Origin of the sequence: Streptomyces sp., assembly GCF_031181705.1 — a bacterium.
GTDB lineage: Bacteria > Actinomycetota > Actinomycetes > Streptomycetales > Streptomycetaceae > Streptomyces.
This window is the reverse complement of sequence record NZ_JAPSKN010000058.1, coordinates 1-17,137: the sequence shown is the minus strand read 5'-3', so window position 1 is coordinate 17,137 and position 17,137 is coordinate 1. Positions and strand designations below refer to the sequence as shown.

Here is a 17,137-nt window from a genome sequence, read left to right as displayed (position 1 = left end):
GGGGCTTCGGAGCTGTCGCCTACGCCAGCAGCGCCGGGATCGTGCTCTCGTGCGCCTCGCGCAGCTCGGACAGGGTGAGCGCGAACTCGCCCTGCACCTCGACCGTGTCACCGTCGACCACACCGACGCGGGTGGCCGGGAGGCCCCGGGCGCCGCACATGTCGGTGAAGCGGAGCTCCTCGGAGCGCGGCACGGCCACGACCGCGCGGCCCGCCGACTCCGAGAACAGGAAGGTGAAGGCGTCCAGGCCGTCCGGGACGATCAGGCGGGCGCCCTTGTCCCCGAGCAGCGCCGACTCGACCACGGCCTGGATCAGACCGCCGTCGGACAGGTCGTGCGCGGAGTCGATCATGCCGTCGCGGGAGGCCGAGATCAGGATCTCGGCCAGCAGCCGCTCGCGCTCCAGGTCGACCTTCGGGGGCAGGCCGCCGAGGTGGTCGTGGATCACCTGGGACCAGGCCGAGCCGCCGAACTCCTCGCGGGTGTCGCCGAGGAGGTAGAGCAGCTGGCCCTCCTCCTGGAAGGCGACCGGGGTGCGGCGGGCGACGTCGTCGATGACGCCCAGGACCGCGACCACCGGGGTCGGGTGGATGGCGGCCTCGCCCGTCTGGTTGTAGAGGGAGACGTTGCCGCCGGTCACCGGGGTGCCGAGCTGCTGGCAGGCGTCCGCCAGACCGCGCACGGCCTCGGCGAACTGCCACATCACCGCCGGGTCCTCGGGCGAGCCGAAGTTCAGGCAGTCGGAGACGGCGAGCGGCTTGGCGCCGGTGGTGGCGACGTTGCGGTACGCCTCCGCCAGGGCCAGCTGGGCGCCGTGGTACGGGTCGAGCTTGGCGTACCGGCCGTTGCCGTCGGTGGCGATGGCCACGCCGAGGCCGGTCTCCTCGTCGATCCGGATCATGCCGGAGTCCTCGGGCTGGGCGAGGACGGTGTTGCCCTGCACGAAGTGGTCGTACTGGCTGGTGATCCAGGACTTGGAGGCCTGGTTCGGGGAGGAGACCAGCTTCAGGACCTGGTCCCTCAGCTCCTCGGAGGTCTCCGGGCGGGGCAGCTTGTTCGCGTCGTCCGCCTGGAGGGCGTCCTGCCAGTCGGGACGGGCGTAGGGGCGCTCGTAGACCGGGCCCTCGTGGGCGACCGTGCGCGGGTCGACGTCGACGATCTTGCCGCCGTGCCAGTAGATCTCCAGGCGGTCGCCGTCGGTCACCTCACCGATGACGGTGGCGATGACGTCCCACTTCTCGCAGATCTCCAGGAAGCGGTCGACCTTCTCCGGCTCCACGACCGCGCACATGCGCTCCTGCGACTCGCTCATGAGGATCTCCTCGGGCGAGAGCGTGGAGTCGCGCAGCGGGACGTCGTCCAGGGTGACGCGCATGCCGCCCGAGCCGTTGGAGGCGAGCTCGGAGGTGGCGCAGGACAGGCCGGCCGCGCCGAGGTCCTGGATGCCGACGACCAGCTTCTCGCGGAACGCCTCCAGGGTGCACTCGATGAGGAGCTTCTCCTGGAAGGGGTCGCCGACCTGCACGGCCGGGCGCTTGGACGGCTTGGCGTCGTCGAAGGTCTCGGAGGCCAGGATGGAGGCGCCGCCGATGCCGTCACCGCCGGTCCGGGCCCCGTAGAGGATGACCTTGTTGCCGGCGCCGGAGGCCTTGGCGAGGTGGATGTCCTCGTGCCGCATGACGCCGATGGCACCGGCGTTGACCAGCGGGTTGCCCTGGTAGCAGGCGTCGAAGACGACCTCGCCGCCGATGTTGGGCAGGCCCAGGCAGTTGCCGTAGCCGCCGATGCCCGCGACGACGCCCGGCAGGACGCGCTTGGTGTCGGGGTGGTCGGCGGCGCCGAAGCGCAGCGGGTCCACGACCGCGACCGGACGGGCGCCCATGGCGATGATGTCCCGCACGATGCCGCCGACGCCCGTGGCCGCGCCCTGGTAGGGCTCGACGTAGGAGGGGTGGTTGTGCGACTCGACCTTGAAGGTGACCGCGTAGCCCTGGCCGACGTCGACCACACCGGCGTTCTCGCCGATGCCGACGAGCATGGCGTCGGACTCGGGTGCCTTCTCGCCGAACTGGCGCAGGTGCACCTTGGAGGACTTGTACGAGCAGTGCTCGGACCACATCACCGAGTACATGGCGAGCTCGGCCCCGGTGGGCCGGCGGCCGAGGATCTCGACCACGCGCTCGTACTCGTCCTTCTTCAGGCCCAGTTCGGCCCAGGGCAGCTCGACGTCGGGGGTCGCGGCCGCGTGCTCGACCGTGTCCAGAGGCGTCCGGCTCATGCGTTGACCAGCTTCTTGAGGATCGAGGTGAAGAACGGGAGGCCGTCGGTGCGGCCGGTGCCGATCAGCGGCTCGACGGCGTGCTCGGGGTGCGGCATGAGGCCGACCACGTTGCCGGCCTCGTTGCTGACGCCGGCGATGTCCCGCTGCGAGCCGTTGGGGTTGAAGTCCAGGTAGCGGAAGGCGACGCGGCCCTCGGCCTCCAGCCGGTCGAGCGTGTACGCGTCGGCGACGTACTGCCCGTCGTTGTTCTTCAGCGGGATGTGGATCTCCTGGCCGGCCGTGTAGTCGGTGGTCCAGGCGGTCTCGGCGTTCTCCACCCGCAGCTTCTGGTCGCGGCAGATGAAGTGCAGGTGGTCGTTGCGCAGCATCGTGCCGGGCAGCAGGTGCGCCTCGGTGAGGATCTGGAAGCCGTTGCAGATGCCGAGCACCGGCATACCGGCCTTCGCCTGCTCCAGCAGCGGCTCCATCACCGGCGAGAAACGGGCGATGGCCCCCGCACGCAGATAGTCGCCGTAGGAGAAACCACCGCACAGCACCACGGCGTCGACCTGCTTGAGGTCCTTGTCCTTGTGCCAGAGGGCGACGGGCTCGGCGCCCGCGAGACGGATCGCACGCTGCGTGTCCCGGTCGTCCAGCGAGCCCGGGAAAGTGACGACGCCAATACGAGCGGTCACTTCACGGCCTCCGCGACTTCCTCGACGCGGACCGTGAAGTCCTCGATCACGGTGTTCGCGAGGAAGGACTCCGCAAGATCGTGAATGCGGGCGAGGGCGGCCTCGTCGACCGGCCCGTCAACTTCCAGTTCGAAACGCTTTCCCTGGCGGACGTCCGAGATCCCCTCGAAACCCAGCCGCGGCAGTGCGCGCTGCACCGCCTGGCCCTGGGGGTCGAGGATCTCCGGCTTGAGCATGACGTCGACTACGACGCGTGCCACTGGCACTCCCGGTGTGTGGTGCTGAGCAGGTTCCTTCAGACTACCCGCACAAAATTTCTACGCGCGTCGACTTGTAGGAAGCTACGTGAGCGTCATCACGATCCGGCATCGACGAGCACACGCGCGAAAATTTCCGGGAAAGATTCCCGATCGACACCCGAAACCTATTGCGTTCGGACACGCGGAAGGATTTAGTCGGGTTTCACCATGCATTGCCGGGCACTGTGGAAATGAATTGGCAAGTGCCGCAAGAAGGGACCGATATTCGTGGCGCAGAAGGTCGTGGTCACTCTCTTTGACGACATCGACGGCTCGGAAGCGACGGAAACGGTCGCCTTCGGACTGGACGGCAGGTCGTACGAGATCGACCTGAGCGAGGTCAACGCCGGCGCACTGCGGAAGGCGCTCGCGCCCTACGTGGAGGCGGGCCGCAAGCGGTCCCGCTCGGGCAAGGCGTACCGGCAGACGGAGGTCGCCCCCGACCCCTCGGCGGTGCGCGCCTGGGCCCAGGCCAACCGGATGGAGGTCCCCGCGCGCGGACGCATCCCCAAGAGGGTCTACGAGGCGTTCAGCGCCGCGCAGTGACGGCCCGCCGGGCTCGCCCCGACGACCGGTCACCGGCCCCTCGCGCCAACCGACTTGCGCAGCACCCCTGCTGATCAGCTAGAGTCTGGAGCACGCCGAGGGGCACGGCCGAAAGGCCCAGCTCACGGAACATGCGGGTGTAGTTCAGTAGTAGAACATCCCCCTTCCAGGGGGAAGGCGCAGTGTGCGATTCCTGTCACCCGCTCTGCACCGCCGTACCGACCACTGATGTGGATCAGGTAGGCTGGTGCCCGCACCGGTCAGTGAGAGCTGGTCGGGAGCAATGCGGACGTAGCTCAGTTGGTAGAGCGCAACCTTGCCAAGGTTGAGGTCGCGAGTTCGAGCCTCGTCGTCCGCTCGGGAATGAGACCCCGGTCCTGATGGACCGGGGTCTTTTCGTTTCCCCGGCACCCTTCCGACCCCGCTGACATTTGTCATGCCGAGTGATGACAGCGCGCACTGCTGCGGGCCCGGTGCGGACGGAAGCCTGGAAGCATGGAAACCAACGGACACGAACACGTGATTGAGGTCACTGACCTGCGGCGTGTGTACGGGGGCGGGTTCGAGGCAGTACGCGGAATCAGCTTTTCCGTCCGGCGCGGGGAGATCTTCGCGCTGCTCGGCACCAACGGCGCCGGCAAGACGTCGACCGTCGAACTGCTGGAGGGACTCGCCCCGCCCGCGGACGGCCGGGTGCGGGTCCTCGGACACGACCCGTACACCGAGCGGGCCGCCGTACGCCCCCGCACCGGTGTGATGCTCCAGGAGGGCGGGTTCCCGTCGGAGCTGACCGTCGCGGAGACCGCGCGGATGTGGGCGGGGTGCGTGAGCGGGGCCCGGCCGCCGGCGGAGGTGCTGGCACTGGTCGGACTGGAGTCGAAGTCCGGCACCCGGGTCAAGCAGCTCTCGGGTGGACAGCGGCGCCGGCTGGACCTGGCGCTCGCCCTGCTCGGCGACCCCGAGGTGCTGTTCCTGGACGAGCCGAGCACCGGTCTGGACGCCGAAGGCCGCCACGACACCTGGGAGTTGGTGAGCGCGCTGCGCGACGGCGGTACGACCGTGCTGCTGACCACGCACTACCTGGAGGAGGCCGAGCAGCTCGCCGACCGGCTGGCGATCATGCACGAGGGGCGCATCGCCGCCACCGGCACCCCGGCCGAGGTCACCGCGGCGGAGCCCTCGCGGATCTCCTTCGAGCTGCCCGACGGCTACTTCGTCGGCGACCTTCCGCCGCTCGGCGAACTGGGCGTGGCCGGGCACGAGACCGACGGCCGGATCGTCCGGCTGCGCACCCACGAACTGCAGCGGACCGCCACCGGGCTGCTGATGTGGGCCGACCGGGCCCGCGTCGAGCTGCGCCGCCTGGACGTGCGGTCGGCGTCCCTGGAGGAGGCGTTCCTCGGGATCGCCAGGGAGGCCTCCGCCGAGCGGGCCACGACGACGAAGGAGTACGCGGCATGAGCGCCGTCCCCACCACGCCCCGCCCCGCGGCGACCACCGCGCTGAGCCGGATGACGGCCCTCGCCCGCGCCGAACTGACCCTGCTGGGACGGACCAGGGGCGCCCTCGTCGCCGCGCTGTTCGTGCCGCTGGTGCTGCCGGTCAGCGCCTCGCAGGCGGCCGGGGAGATGGACCTCGCCGAGGCCGGGCTCGACACCGGCACCTTCGTGCTGCCCGCCGCGATCGGCTTCTCCCTGCTCTTCGCCGTCTACTCGGTGCTCGTCGGCACCTTCGTCGTCCGGCGGGAGGAACTCGTCCTGAAGCGGCTGCGCACCGGCGAGCTGCGGGACGGCGAGATCCTGGCCGGCGCGGCCCTGCCGGCCGTCCTCACCGGGCTCGCGCAGAGTCTGCTGCTGGCCGCGGGATGCACCGTGCTGCTGGACGTGGCCGCGCCGTCCGCGCCCCACTTCGCGGCCCTCGGACTGCTGTTGGGGCTGGTGCTGTGCGCCGCCCTCGCCGCGGCCACCGCGAGCTTCACCCGGACAGGCGAGAGCGCGCAGGTCACGCCCATGCCGCTGATGATGGTCTCGATGGTCGGCTCCGGGATGTTCGTCCCGCTGGAGCTGCTGCCGGACCGGGTGGCCTCCGTGTGCGAGCTGCTGCCGCTGACTCCCGTCGTCACCCTGGTGCGCGGCGGCTGGACCGGCGACCTGTCCGCCTACGACGCGCTCGGCGCCGTCGCCACCGCGGTGGCCTGGACCGCCGTCGCCGTGTTTGCTGTACGGCGGAGGTTCTCCTGGGAACCGCGGCGCTGAACGAACGGGGAGTGACGGGCTGATGCGCGGGCCGGGCAGGTGGTGGCGGGGGAAGACGACCCCGGCCAAGGTCGAGACGTACACACGGGCGTCGTTCCACTCCTTCGCCGTGATGGAGTTCTGCTCCGTCGGGGTCACGTCGGCCGTCCCGCTGGGGCCACGGCTGGGCGGCTGGGTGCTGCTGATGGTGGGCGCGCACGCCGTGGTGTGCTTCGCCACCGTGTCCCGGGCCGTGGACTGGACGCGCGGCCGCAGGCCCCAGCCCGTGGGCCTGATGTGGATCCTGGCCGCCGTCACCGCCGTGATCTCCGTCGCCGCCATCGGCATCGCCGAACGCGGGCCGGGCGGTGAGTCCGCCGACACCGCGGCGGGCGGCGTCTTCGGCGTCGTGCTGATCTTCGGTCCCGGCGTCATCGCGCTCGGCGTCCGCGACCGGCGGCGCGCGTTCGGGATCGCCGGCGGCTTCGCGCTGGGTGCCGGGATCGTGGCCCTGGCCTTCGGGGCTCCCGCACAGGCCGCGCTGGTCACGGCCGTGATCGTGCTGGCCGGCGGCGGGTTCATCGCCTTCACGGCCGTCTTCTCGGTGTGGCTGCTCAACGCCGTCTACGAGCTCGACGAGGCCCGTGAGACCCGGACCCGGCTGGCCGTGGCCGAGGAGCGGCTGCGCTTCGGGCGGGATCTGCACGACGTCATGGGGCGCAACCTGGCCGTGATCGCGCTCAAGAGCGAGCTGGCCGCACAGCTGGCCCAGCGGGGGCGGCCGGAGGCCGTCGCGCAGATGGTCGAGGTGCAGCGGCTCGCCCAGGAGTCGCAGCGGGAGGTGCGCGAGGTCGTGCGCGGCTACCGGGAGGCCGACCTCGCGGCGGAACTGGCCGGTGCGCAGGGAGTGCTGGCCGCCGCCGGGATCGACTGCACGGTGAGCGGGCGGACCCCGGCGGGACTGCCGGCCGGGGTGCAGTCGGCCCTGGGGTGGGTCGTACGGGAGGCCGCGACGAACGTGCTGCGGCACGGGGACGCGCGGCGGTGTGTGGTGGAACTGCAGGTACGGCAGGGGCGGGTGGTGTTGACGGTGGAGAACGACGGGGTCACCGCGACGGAGAACGGCGTGCCGGGTTCGTCCGGTACGGGTCTGGCCGGGCTGCGGGAGCGGCTGGCGAAGATCGACGGGACGCTGGAGGCCGGGCCGGCCGGCAGAGGGCTGTTCCGGCTGAGGGCGGAGATCGCCCTGCCGTCGGCGGCCTCCCCCGCCGGGCCCGCCGCAGCGCGTGAGGTCGACGAGGTCAGCGGATGACCGCCGCGAAGCCCGTGCGGCTGCTGCTCGCCGACGACGAGCACCTGATCCGGGGGGCGCTCGCCGCGCTGCTGGCGCTGGAGGAGGACATCATGGTCGTCGCCGAGGCGGCCACCGGGCCGGAGGCGCTGGCGATGGCCCGGGCCCACAAGCCGGACGTCGCCGTGCTGGATCTCCAGATGCCCGGCGCCGACGGTGTGAAGGTCGCCACATCCCTGCGGTCCGAACTGCCCGGCTGCAAGGTGCTCATCGTCACCAGCCACGGACGGCCCGGGCACCTGAAGCGGGCGCTGGCGGCCGGGGTCCGGGGATTCGTGCCCAAGACGGTGAGCGCGCAGCGGCTCGCCGAGCTCATCCGCACCGTGCACGCCGGGAACCGTTACGTCGACCCGGAGTTGGCCGCCGACGCCATCGCCGCCGGGGACTCGCCGCTGACCGCCCGGGAGGCCGAGGTGCTGGAACTCGCCGCGGACGGGGCGCCCGTCGCGGAGATCGCCGAGCGGGCCGCGCTGTCGCAGGGGACGGTGCGGAACTACCTGTCGTCGGCCGTGTCGAAGCTCGGGGCGGAGAACCGGCATGCCGCGGTGCGGCTCGCGCGGGAGCGAGGTTGGGTATAGTGGTTCCCGCGCCACGGCGCAGGCGAACGTAGCTCAGTTGGTAGAGCGCAACCTTGCCAAGGTTGAGGTCGCGAGTTCGAACCTCGTCGTTCGCTCCAGCGAGAAGCCCCCCGGTTCCGGCCGGGGGGCTTCTCTGTGTCCGCTGCCGCCTACGACCAGCTGGTGCCGGTCAGGCGCTCGTACGCCTCCACGTACTTGGCGCGGGTGGCGTCGACGACCTGCTGCGGCAGGGCCGGGGGCGGCTGCTCGCCCGTGCGGTCCCAGCCGGACTCCGCCGAGGTCAGCCAGTCGCGCACGAACTGCTTGTCGTACGAAGGCTGCGCCCGGCCCGGCTGCCACTGGTCGGCCGGCCAGAAGCGGGAGGAGTCGGCGGTGAGGACCTCGTCGGCGAGGACCAGACAGTCGCCGTCGAAGCCGAACTCGAACTTGGTGTCCGCGAGGATGATGCCGCGCTCCCGGGCGATGTCCCGGCCCCGCGAGTAGACGGCGAGGGTCGCCTGGCGCAGCTGCGCGGCGGTCTCCGCGCCGACCTGGCGGGCGACCTCCTCGTAGGACACGTTCTCGTCGTGCTCGCCGACCTCGGCCTTGGTGGCCGGGGTGAAGATCGGGGCGGGCAGCTCGCTGCCGTCGACCAGGCCCTCGGGCAGGGCGAGGCCGCAGACCGTGCGGGTCCGGTCGTACTCGGCCAGGCCCGAGCCGGTGAGGTAGCCGCGGGCCACGCACTCCACCGGGACCATCTTCAGCGACTTGCAGACCAGGGTGCGGCCCTGCCAGTCGGCCGGGGCGCCGGCCGGCAGCTCCGTGCTCAGGACGTGGTTCGGGACCAGGTCGGCGAGCTGGTCGAACCACCACAGGGACAGCTGCGTGAGGATCCGGCCCTTGTCCGGGATCTCGGTCGGCAGCACCCAGTCGTACGCGGAGATGCGGTCGCTGGCGACCATCACGAGGTCGCCCGCCTCGTTCCGGTAGAGCTCGCGCACCTTGCCGGTGTGCAGGTGCACCAGGCCCGGAATCTGGAGCGGCTCGGGCTTTTCGACGAATCCGGACACGGTTCCTCCCCGTGGTTCTGTACGAGTGGCTCGATTCTCCCGTATGCGGGCGTGCTCACCGACAGCGGGTCAGTCGCGTTTGCAGATGCGGTCCAGGAGGTTGGCGGTGGCGCGCTGGACGCGCGGGTCGACGTGGCCGGGGCGGTCCAGGGCCGGGGACCAGGCGAACGTTCCCGCTGCGAAGACCCAGGCGCCGGAGGGGGCGCGGTAGAGGGACGTCTCCTGGTGGCGCGGGACACCCTCCTTGTCGGTGTACGGGGAGTGGGCGAGCAGGACGCGCTCCTCGTGCTCGGGCAGCGGGGTGCGCGGGAAGTAGCGGTCGGCCTCGCCCGCCACCAGGTTCTCGATCTCGTCGCCCTCGTGCGCCCCCGTCGCCTCCCACAGCCAGTGCCCGGCGTTGCGCACGACCAGCGGGTGCGGCTCGGGCACGTGCCCCGCGTACTGGATGCCGAGGAGCTGCTGCTCCGCCCGGTCGATCTCCCGCCACAGCACCGGCTTGCCGGGGCCCTTGCGCTTGCGGCAGGTCAGCAGCCGGTGCGGCACGCCGGACGGGGACGGGCCCAGTTCCACCTGCCAGTACAGGGTGTTGGCGGAGAGGAAGACCAGCGAGGTGCCGGCGTCCCGGGCGGCCTCCACGGTCCGGCGCATCTCGGCCGACCAGTACTCGTCGTGGCCCGGGAAGACCAGGCCCCGGTAGCGGGTGGGGTCGACGCGGCCCGCGTGCAGGTCGCTGGCGTCGGCGTAGGCGATGTCGTAGCCGTAGCGCTCGGCCCAGCGGATGAAGTCGTAGGCGTGCCCGACGTGCAGCGGGAGGCCCGCGCCCGCGTACGGGCGGTCGAAGGAGACCGTCGTGGCGGCGTCCGCCTCGCCCAGCAGCCGGCCCTGCTCGTCCCACGCGTGGTAGAGACTCGCGCCCGTGCGCCCGTCCTCCGGGTAGAGGTTGTAGGCCTGCCAGGTGATGTCGGGCAGGACGAGGAGCAGGTCGGCGGGCTGGTCGTGGCGGACGGTGAACGGCACGTGGGAGCGGTAGCCGTCGGCCGTGGTGAGGACGGCCACGTACGCGCCGATGTTCCAGTACGACGGGACCTGCAGCCGCCAGGACAGCCACCAGTGGTGGCAGGAGACCGTGCGGTCGGCGGTGAGGGGCGGGGGCTGGACTATGCCGGACAGGCGGGGGCTGGTGGTGATCTTGGCGGCGCCGTCACCGCCGTAGTGGCCGATGCGGTAGATGTCGACGGCGAACTGCTGGGGCGGGTCGACCGTGATGTGGAAGTCGACGGCCTCGCCCGGGGCGACCGCGCCGGTGGAGGTGAAGCCCTTGATCTGGCGGTGGACGTCGTCGGCGGCGCGGGGGCCGCCGGAGCGGCCGTCCGTCCGCTGGGCGTGGGGGCCGTCCTGGTCCACGTACCAGGGGACGATCCGGCCGGTGTCGTCGAAGTACGTCACGTTGCCGCGCAGCCACGGAACGGGGCCCTGCCCGAAGGGATCCGTCACGGCGTGCGCCAGCGCTCCCGACTCCCAGCGGCGGATCTGCTCCGAACGCATAGTCGCTTCCCCTCCCCTTCGCCCCCGTGGTGGTGCCTGCCGATGTGTGTGGTGTCGTGTGTGGTCTTGTGTGTTTGTCGTATGTCGCACGCCCTTGCCATGCGCGCGAACGGTCCAAGCACATCACATAACGCGCGCACTTCGTCACTGTTCGTTTTGAATTGGCCAGAAGCGGAAGGTGGGGCTCCGGCGGGCGGGTGCCGGGGGATCGACGCGGTCAGGCGAGGCGGACCGGCTTCTCCGGCCGTATGCCCAGGTCGGCCAGCCAGGTCCGGAGCGGGGTGGCGTCGCCGTCCTCGATCAGGGCGAGGACCTTCGGTGCGAGATCCGGCGTGCGGGCGCCGTCGACGAGCAGCGTCGGGCCGTCCAGCCAGTCGAGGCCCGGTGTCGCGCCGGCGGTGTCCATCGCGGCGCAGCAGACCATGGCCGTGAGGTGGTCGGCGAGCAGGTCACGGGCCGTGCGCGGGGGCTGGAGGGGGAAGAGGGGGAGCGTGCGGTCGTCCCAGAGGGCGGCGGCGGGGTCGGCGGCCGTGGCGTCGGGGGCCGTGGGGGACGGGCGGGGTGCCGCGGTCTCCTCGCGCGACAGCTCGGCGCTGAGGCGGGCGGCGAGGGCGGCGCTGCGGGGAGTGGTGCCGGAGAGGTCTTCGTCGTCGTCGGCGGGGGCCGCCGCGGGTAGGGCCGGTCCGGGGCTCGCTCCGGTTCCCGGTCCGGCTCCGGTCACGGGACCGCCGCTTGCTCTCGCGGTGCGGCCCCCGCCCGGTACCGCGGGGCCGTCGGCGGAGAGACCCGTCAGGTGGTCCAGGACGCGGGCGAGGGTCGGGGCGCCGGTTCCGGAGGTCGTGGGGCCGGGGGCGGGGCGGACGCCCAGCGCGTCCAGGACGCGGTGCAGGCGGGCCGCGTCGACGCGCCACTTGCGGTCCACGACCTCCTCGGGATACTCGCTCCAGTCCACCGGCGACCAGTCGGGTCCTGCCCCCGCCGGTCCGCCGTGGAAGAGGCGGGCGGCGAGCAGGGAGGCGGCCTCGTCGACCGCGCCGGGCTCCTCCAGCAGGTCGCAGGCGGGCCGCTCACCGAGCCGGGACGCGAAACCCTCGGCCAGGCGGTCCCGCCGGGACAGCTCCGTGAGCGCCGCCACGACGCCCGCGTCCAGCCGGGACGGCCAGCGGCCCATCCGCCAGGCGGGCAGGGCGACCCGGGTCAGCAGCCGGTCCCAGCCGGCGTAGGCCAGACCCACCTGCTCCTGGGCGACGATCCGCAGGCCGTAGTCCACAGCCTGTGCACGCTCGGCGGCCGCGGCCGCCACGCCCCGCTCCATCTCGGCCGCGTGCACCCGGCAGCCGCGCAGCAGCACCCGGGCCACCCAGCCGACACCGGCGAGGACCAGCCGGGACACCGGGTCACGGCGGGGCGCCGAGGTCACCGCGACCGCGGCGTCCAGGCCTCGGACGAAGCGCCGGGCGGCGGCTATGTCCGGGTGGGCCGAGGGTCCCGTGCCGGCCACCACCGGGGCGAGGACGGCGCGCAGCTCGCCGACCCGCATCCACCACAGGAACGGGGAGCCGATGACCAGGACCGGTGCCACCGGGTGGCGGCGGTGGGCGTGCCGGCCCGCGCCCGCTATGTCCTCGTGCTCCTCCGCCGGGGGCGGACCGTGGGCCCGGTGCGTGCGGTCCTCCAGCCAGCTGTCGCAGTCGGGGGTGAGCGCTATCGCCGAAGGCGCGGGGACGTCGAGGCGGTCGGCGAGGTCGCGCACCATCCGGTACAGATCCGGGGCGGCCTCCTCCGCGATGGCGACCGTCGGGCTCATGGCCGGGCGGGCCCGGGCCACGACCAGGGCGATGGCGGCGGCGGCGAGCAGCACCAGGAGCGCCAGCGGCGTCAGGACCCAGCGGGCGGCGTCCCAGCCGGGACCGGCCAGGTGGCCGGTGGGGATGCCCGCGAGCAGGATCACGGCGGCTGCCGCCGGCAGCAGGGCGACGGCCAGCGCCCGGCTGCGGATGCGCAGCACGACGAGCGCCCGGGACCGCGCGGCCTGCGCGCCTGCCTCCACACCCATTCCGGTCACGACCGACCTCACCCCCTCCCCGTTGACCTGACGCTTCCCTTGCTCACTCCCCCACTGTGGCACCCGCCACCGACATCGCAATGCCGGTGGGCCAAGTGCCGGAACGCTTGCGCGGCACCCTAGTTGGGGCCCCGGCCCCCGTCAGCCGGATAGGGCATCGGTCACTCGATGGAATGGCTCTGGGGAAAGGTGGATGACGGACGGCGAGGGTCAGGCCCTCGTCCACCGCATACTTCAGGCCCCGGATCCTGAGACGGATCCGGGGCCTGAGAGGTTCATCGGCACGAGGGTGGTTTCACCCCGCTCGGGAGCGGCCGGCTACGCGCCCGCCGCCCTGGCCGCGATGTCCGTGCGGTGCTGGGAGCCGTCGAGCCGGATGCGGCCGACGGCGGTGTACGCGCGGTCGCGGGCCTCGGCGAGATCCTTGCCGGTGGCCGTGACGGACAGGACCCGGCCGCCCGCGCTGACGATCGCGTCGCCCTCGCGCCGGGTCCCGGCGTGCAGCACGTAGGCGTGCGGGGCGTCCTGGGCGGCGACCTCGTCGAGCCCGGTGATGGGGTCGCCGGTGCGCGGGGTGCCGGGGTAGTTGTGCGAGGCGACGACCACCGTCACGGCCGCGTCGTCGCTCCAGCGCAGCGGCTCCAGGTGGGCGAGGTTGCCGGTGGCCGCGGCCATCAGCAGCCCCGCCAGCGGGGTCTTCAGACGGGCCAGCACGACCTGGGTCTCGGGGTCGCCGAAACGGGCGTTGAACTCGATCACGCGGACGCCCCGGGAGGTGATCGCGAGACCGGCGTAGAGCAGCCCGGAGAACGGCGTGCCGCGGCGGTTCATCTCGTCCACGGTCGGCTGCAGCACGGTCTGCAGCACCTCGTCGACCAGCTTGGGGTCGGCCCACGGCAGCGGGGAGTACGCGCCCATGCCGCCGGTGTTCGGGCCCCGGTCGCCGTCCAGGGCGCGCTTGAAGTCCTGGGCGGGCTGCAGCGGCACGACCGTCTCGCCGTCGGTGACGGCGAACAGGGAGACCTCCGGGCCGTCCAGGTACTCCTCGATGACCACGCGCTCGCACGCGGCCGCGTGCGCCCGGGCCGTCTCCAGGTCGTCCGTGACGACGACGCCCTTGCCGGCGGCGAGGCCGTCGTCCTTCACGACGTACGGAGCACCGAAGGCGTCGAGGGCCGCGTCGACCTCTTCCTCGGTCGTGCAGACGTACGAGCGGGCCGTGGGCACCTCGGCCGCCGCCATGACGTCCTTGGCGAAGGCCTTGGAGCCCTCCAGCTGCGCGGCCCGGCCCGAGGGGCCGAAGACCGGGATGCCGGCCTCGCGCACGGCGTCGGCGACACCGGCGACCAGCGGGGCCTCCGGGCCGACGACCACGAGGTCCGCGCCGAGCCGCTGGGCCAGCTCCGTGACGGCGGCGCCGTCCAGGGCGTCGACCTGGTGCAGCTCGGCGACCTCGGCGATGCCGGCGTTGCCGGGGGCGCAGTGCAGCGCCGTGACGTCGGGGTCGTGGGACAGGGCGTGGCACAGGGCGTGTTCGCGGGCGCCGGTACCGATGACGAGGACCTTCACGGGGGTCAGCCTAACGGGAGGCGCCGGGTTTCCCTTGTGCGGGTTTCCGAAGGGGGCGGGGTGGCCGCGTTGGAGCTTCCTCCCATCAGGCCGGGCCGCGGGGCCGCCGCTCCTGCCGCGCTCCTCCCTACGGCTCGTTCGAGAACTCCTCCACGACCGTCGCGCCCAGCTCCCGGACGATCAGTTCCTGACCGGACAGGGCCGACTCGTCGAGGTCGGGGTCGTCGTCCTCGGGGATGTCCTCCTCGACGGACACGTGGCGGGGCTGTGGGGGCGAGGGCTGCGGGACGGGGGCGGTCGGGGCGGCCGCCGGGACCGATGCGGCGCCGGAAGGGGAGCCGCCCGGCTGCGCGGCGGGTGCCGCCGGGGCCGTCGACTGGGCCGGGGCGGAGCGCTGGGCGGTCGCCGTACCGCCGCCGAAGCCGCCGTTGTAGCCGCCGCCCCCGCCGGAGCCGTGGCCGCCGGCGGGCTGGCCTCCGCCGTAACCGGACGGGCCGCTCGGGGCCGGGGGTGCGGAGCCCCCGGAGGGGTCGACGATCGCCTCGATCTTCCACTGGACGTTGAACTGCTCGCCCAGCGCCTGCCGCAGCACGTCCTCGCTGCCGCTGCTCAGGAAGTTGTCCCGGGCGCCGGCGTTGACGAAGCCGAGCTGGAGGGTGGTGCCGTCGAAGCCCGCGACCTGGGCGTTCTGGCTGAGCAGGATCCAGGTGAAGCGGCGGCGGTTCTTGACCGCTTCCAGGATGTTCGGCCAGAGCATGCGGGGGTCGAGGCCGCCGGGCGCGGGGGCCGCGGGCGCGGGCGCGGCCTGGGCGGGAGGTGCCGACGGTGCTGCCGGTGCCGTCCGCGGAGCGCTGGGTGCGGGGGCGCTCGGTGTCGCGGGGCCCGCTGCCGGGGTGCCCGGGGCGGGTGCGCCCGGGGTGGCGGTGGGCCAGCCGCCCGGGCGGCGGCCACCGCCCGCGGAGGCGGCGGTGGGCCAGGCACCGGGGGCCGGGGCGGATGCGGCCGGTGCCTGCGGGGTCGTGGGGGGGTGCGGAGGCCCGGCGGGGGTGTCGCCGGTGGCCGTGGGCGCGCCGGGGGCGTGCCCGGTGGGCGCATCGGGCCCCTGGGGCGGTGCGCCCGGGCCCGCTGCCGCGGGGGCGTGCTCCGCCGCGGCAGCCGTACCAGAACCGGTGCCGCCGCTGCCCGGACCACCGGGTCCGCCGGGAGCTCCGGGGCTGCCTGGTCCGCCGGGACCACCGCGCACCGCCGCCCGGGCCGCGGCCGGGCCCCCGCCCGGCGGAACCGGCCCAACCGGCTGGACCGGAGCGTGCGCGGTGGGCGCGCCGCCGGGCCTGTCGTGATGGCCCTCCGGCGGCGGTCCGGGCACGTATCCCGTGGGGGGCAGGCCGGCCGGGCCCGCGGCGGAGAAGTTCACCCCGCGCTCGATCCGGTCCAGGCGGGCCATGAGGGAACGCTCGTCGCCGTAGGCGGCGGGGAGCAGGACGCGGGCGCAGATCAGTTCCAGCTGGAGGCGGGGCGAGTGGGCGCCGCGCATCTCCGTCAGGCCCTCGTTGACCAGATCGGCGGCCCGGCTCAGCTCGGCGGGGCCGAAGGTGCCGGCCTGGGCCTGCATGCGCTCCAGGACATCGGCGGGGGCGTCGATGAGCCCCTTCTCCACGGCGTCCGGAACGGCGGCGAGGATCACCAGGTCGCGCAGCCGCTCCAGCAGGTCGGCGACGAAACGGCGGGGGTCGTTCCCGCCCTCGATCACGCGGTCGACGACCTCGAAGGCCGCGGCCCCGTCACCGGTGGCGAAGGCCTCGACGACGGAGTCGAGGAGCGAGCCGTCGGTGTAGCCGAGCAGGGAGGTCGCCATGGCGTACGTCACACCGTCAGCGGCGGCGCCGGCGAGCAGCTGGTCCATGACGGACATCGAGTCACGCACGGAACCGCCCCCGGCGCGCACGACGAGCGGGAGCACCCCGTCCTCGACCGGGATGCCCTCCTTCTGGCACACCTCGGCCAGGTACTCCCGGAGGGTGCCGGGCGGGACGAGGCGGAAGGGGTAGTGGTGCGTGCGCGAGCGGATCGTGCCGATGACCTTCTCGGGCTCGGTCGTCGCGAAGATGAACTTGAGATGCTCCGGGGGCTCCTCGACGACCTTCAGCAGCGCGTTGAAGCCGGCCGACGTGACCATGTGGGCCTCGTCGATGATGTAGATCTTGTACCGGCTGCGGGCGGGTCCGAAGAAGGCCTTCTCGCGCAGGTCACGGGCGTCGTCCACGCCACCGTGGGATGCGGCGTCGATCTCGATGACGTCGATGGAACCGGGGCCGTTGCGCGCGAGGTCCTGGCAGGAGTGGCACGTACCGCACGGCGTGGGCGTGGGGCCCTGCTCGCAGTTCAGGCAGCGGGCCAGGATGCGCGCGCTGGTCGTCTTGCCACAGCCGCGCGGCCCGCTGAACAGGTACGCGTGGTTGACCCGGTTGTTGCGCAGCGCCTGCTGCAACGGGTCGGTGACATGCTCCTGCCCGATGACCTCGGCGAAGGTCTCCGGGCGGTAGCGGCGGTACAGAGCGAGAGACGACACGCATACGAGGTTATAGGCGCCCACTGACATCGGGCCCCTGACATCGGGCCCCGTCCGGGACACGGGCCCGGCCCGCCGCCCCCGGGGACGCAGACGCCCCCCACGCACCCGCCAGAGCCGACCTACCCTTGCTGCCTTCCGGCCCTGGGGGAGTTCAGTCAGATAGCGCCGCGTGAGGGGCTGCGCCAAGGTTACCTGATGTCGGGGGCGGGGAACGAGTTCGCGAGCACTCCTCTCGGTCATGTAATGTTTCCGGCGGAGGATTCGCCTAGAGGCCTAGGGCGCACGCTTGGAAAGCGTGTTGGGGGCAACCCCTCACGAGTTCGAATCTCGTATCCTCCGCCAGTGCCTCACCGGGCACGATGTCGAAGGGCCCC

The 17,137-nt window shown here is 72.9% G+C and carries 13 protein-coding genes, 4 tRNA genes and 1 other RNA gene; 9 read left to right on the top strand and 9 right to left on the bottom strand.

Annotated elements, in window-relative coordinates; translation table 11 throughout:
• Positions 1 to 19 precede the first annotated feature (19 nt).
• The 3 genes from purL to purS are packed head-to-tail and all read right to left on the bottom strand — an operon-like array spanning position 20 to position 3,215.
• Positions 20 to 2,278 carry a phosphoribosylformylglycinamidine synthase subunit PurL gene (gene purL / locus RIN80_RS13800; protein ID WP_309095862.1) on the bottom strand — a complete coding sequence of 753 codons (2,259 nt, stop codon included), beginning with the start codon at positions 2,276 to 2,278 and terminating at the stop codon, positions 20 to 22.
• A complete protein-coding gene (gene purQ / locus RIN80_RS13795) occupies positions 2,275 to 2,955 on the bottom strand; it encodes a phosphoribosylformylglycinamidine synthase subunit PurQ (protein WP_309095861.1) in 681 nt (226 codons plus the stop codon). Before purQ ends, purL begins: the two co-directional genes overlap by 4 nt.
• A complete protein-coding gene (gene purS / locus RIN80_RS13790; RefSeq protein WP_010045045.1) occupies positions 2,952 to 3,215 on the bottom strand; it encodes a phosphoribosylformylglycinamidine synthase subunit PurS in 264 nt (87 codons plus the stop codon). Before purS ends, purQ begins: the two co-directional genes overlap by 4 nt.
• A 267-nt stretch (positions 3,216 to 3,482) precedes the next feature.
• Between purS and RIN80_RS13785 the strand changes: the two genes are divergently transcribed.
• The 8 genes from RIN80_RS13785 to RIN80_RS13750 all read left to right on the top strand — a co-directional run bounded on the left by RIN80_RS13785 (position 3,483) and on the right by RIN80_RS13750 (position 8,061).
• The gene (locus RIN80_RS13785) at positions 3,483 to 3,800 is read left to right on the top strand and encodes an Lsr2 family protein (protein ID WP_309095860.1); all 318 of its coding nucleotides are present in this window, start codon (positions 3,483 to 3,485) and stop codon (positions 3,798 to 3,800) included.
• Between the two features lie 133 nt (positions 3,801 to 3,933).
• Positions 3,934 to 4,005, top strand: a tRNA-Gly gene (locus tag RIN80_RS13780).
• Positions 4,006 to 4,085: 80 nt separating this feature from the next.
• Positions 4,086 to 4,158: transfer RNA gene (locus RIN80_RS13775), tRNA-Gly, on the top strand.
• A gap of 137 nt (positions 4,159 to 4,295) precedes the next feature.
• Positions 4,296 to 5,261 carry an ABC transporter ATP-binding protein gene (locus RIN80_RS13770; RefSeq protein ID WP_309095859.1) on the top strand — a complete coding sequence of 322 codons (966 nt, stop codon included), beginning with the start codon at positions 4,296 to 4,298 and terminating at the stop codon, positions 5,259 to 5,261.
• A complete protein-coding gene (locus RIN80_RS13765) occupies positions 5,258 to 6,055 on the top strand; it encodes an ABC transporter permease (RefSeq protein WP_309095858.1) in 798 nt (265 codons plus the stop codon). Before RIN80_RS13770 ends, RIN80_RS13765 begins: the two co-directional genes overlap by 4 nt.
• A 22-nt stretch (positions 6,056 to 6,077) precedes the next feature.
• Positions 6,078 to 7,346 (top strand): histidine kinase, encoded by a 1,269-nt coding sequence (locus RIN80_RS13760; RefSeq protein WP_309095857.1) that lies wholly within the window; start codon positions 6,078 to 6,080, stop codon positions 7,344 to 7,346.
• On the top strand, positions 7,343 to 7,963 hold the full coding sequence (locus tag RIN80_RS13755; protein ID WP_309095856.1) for a response regulator transcription factor: 621 nt from the start codon (positions 7,343 to 7,345) through the stop codon (positions 7,961 to 7,963). The genes RIN80_RS13760 and RIN80_RS13755 overlap by 4 nt, the downstream gene beginning before the upstream one ends.
• A gap of 22 nt (positions 7,964 to 7,985) precedes the next feature.
• Positions 7,986 to 8,061: transfer RNA gene (locus tag RIN80_RS13750), tRNA-Gly, on the top strand.
• Positions 8,062 to 8,112: 51 nt separating this feature from the next.
• Here the strand turns inward: RIN80_RS13750 and RIN80_RS13745 are convergent.
• The 6 genes from RIN80_RS13745 to ffs all read right to left on the bottom strand — a co-directional run bounded on the left by RIN80_RS13745 (position 8,113) and on the right by ffs (position 16,945).
• Positions 8,113 to 9,012, bottom strand: a complete 900-nt coding sequence (locus RIN80_RS13745) for a phosphoribosylaminoimidazolesuccinocarboxamide synthase (RefSeq protein ID WP_309095855.1) — start codon at positions 9,010 to 9,012, stop codon at positions 8,113 to 8,115.
• 69 nt (positions 9,013 to 9,081) lie between these two features.
• Positions 9,082 to 10,557, bottom strand: coding sequence for a N,N-dimethylformamidase beta subunit family domain-containing protein (locus RIN80_RS13740; RefSeq protein WP_309095854.1), 1,476 nt, complete (start codon positions 10,555 to 10,557; stop codon positions 9,082 to 9,084).
• A 217-nt stretch (positions 10,558 to 10,774) separates the two neighbouring features.
• On the bottom strand, positions 10,775 to 12,613 hold the full coding sequence (locus RIN80_RS13735) for a hypothetical protein (protein ID WP_309095874.1): 1,839 nt from the start codon (positions 12,611 to 12,613) through the stop codon (positions 10,775 to 10,777).
• Between the two features lie 327 nt (positions 12,614 to 12,940).
• Positions 12,941 to 14,191, bottom strand: a complete 1,251-nt coding sequence (purD, locus tag RIN80_RS13730) for a phosphoribosylamine--glycine ligase (protein ID WP_309095853.1) — start codon at positions 14,189 to 14,191, stop codon at positions 12,941 to 12,943.
• 127 nt (positions 14,192 to 14,318) lie between these two features.
• Positions 14,319 to 16,760: a DNA polymerase III subunit gamma and tau gene (locus RIN80_RS13725; RefSeq protein WP_309095852.1), complete on the bottom strand. Its 2,442-nt coding sequence runs from the start codon at positions 16,758 to 16,760 to the stop codon at positions 14,319 to 14,321.
• A gap of 88 nt (positions 16,761 to 16,848) precedes the next feature.
• An RNA gene (gene ffs, locus RIN80_RS13720) (signal recognition particle sRNA small type) lies at positions 16,849 to 16,945 on the bottom strand.
• Between the two features lie 72 nt (positions 16,946 to 17,017).
• Here ffs and RIN80_RS13715 point away from each other — a divergent pair.
• Positions 17,018 to 17,105 (top strand) — tRNA-Ser (locus tag RIN80_RS13715).
• Positions 17,106 to 17,137: the final 32 nt, after the last annotated feature.

What these genes read in the sequence shown, in the direction of transcription:
- RIN80_RS13765 (WP_309095858.1), top strand. Translation starts at nt 5,258, where the DNA reads ATGAGCGCCGTCCCCACCACGCCCCGCCCCGCGGCGACCACCGCGCTG.
- RIN80_RS13760 (WP_309095857.1), top strand. Translation starts at nt 6,078, where the DNA reads ATGCGCGGGCCGGGCAGGTGGTGGCGGGGGAAGACGACCCCGGCCAAG.
- RIN80_RS13755 (WP_309095856.1), top strand. Translation starts at nt 7,343, where the DNA reads ATGACCGCCGCGAAGCCCGTGCGGCTGCTGCTCGCCGACGACGAGCAC.
- RIN80_RS13770 (WP_309095859.1), top strand. Translation starts at nt 4,296, where the DNA reads ATGGAAACCAACGGACACGAACACGTGATTGAGGTCACTGACCTGCGG.
- RIN80_RS13740 (WP_309095854.1), bottom strand. Translation starts at nt 10,557, where the DNA reads ATGCGTTCGGAGCAGATCCGCCGCTGGGAGTCGGGAGCGCTGGCGCAC.
- RIN80_RS13735 (WP_309095874.1), bottom strand. Translation starts at nt 12,613, where the DNA reads ATGGGTGTGGAGGCAGGCGCGCAGGCCGCGCGGTCCCGGGCGCTCGTC.
- purL (WP_309095862.1), bottom strand. Translation starts at nt 2,278, where the DNA reads ATGAGCCGGACGCCTCTGGACACGGTCGAGCACGCGGCCGCGACCCCC.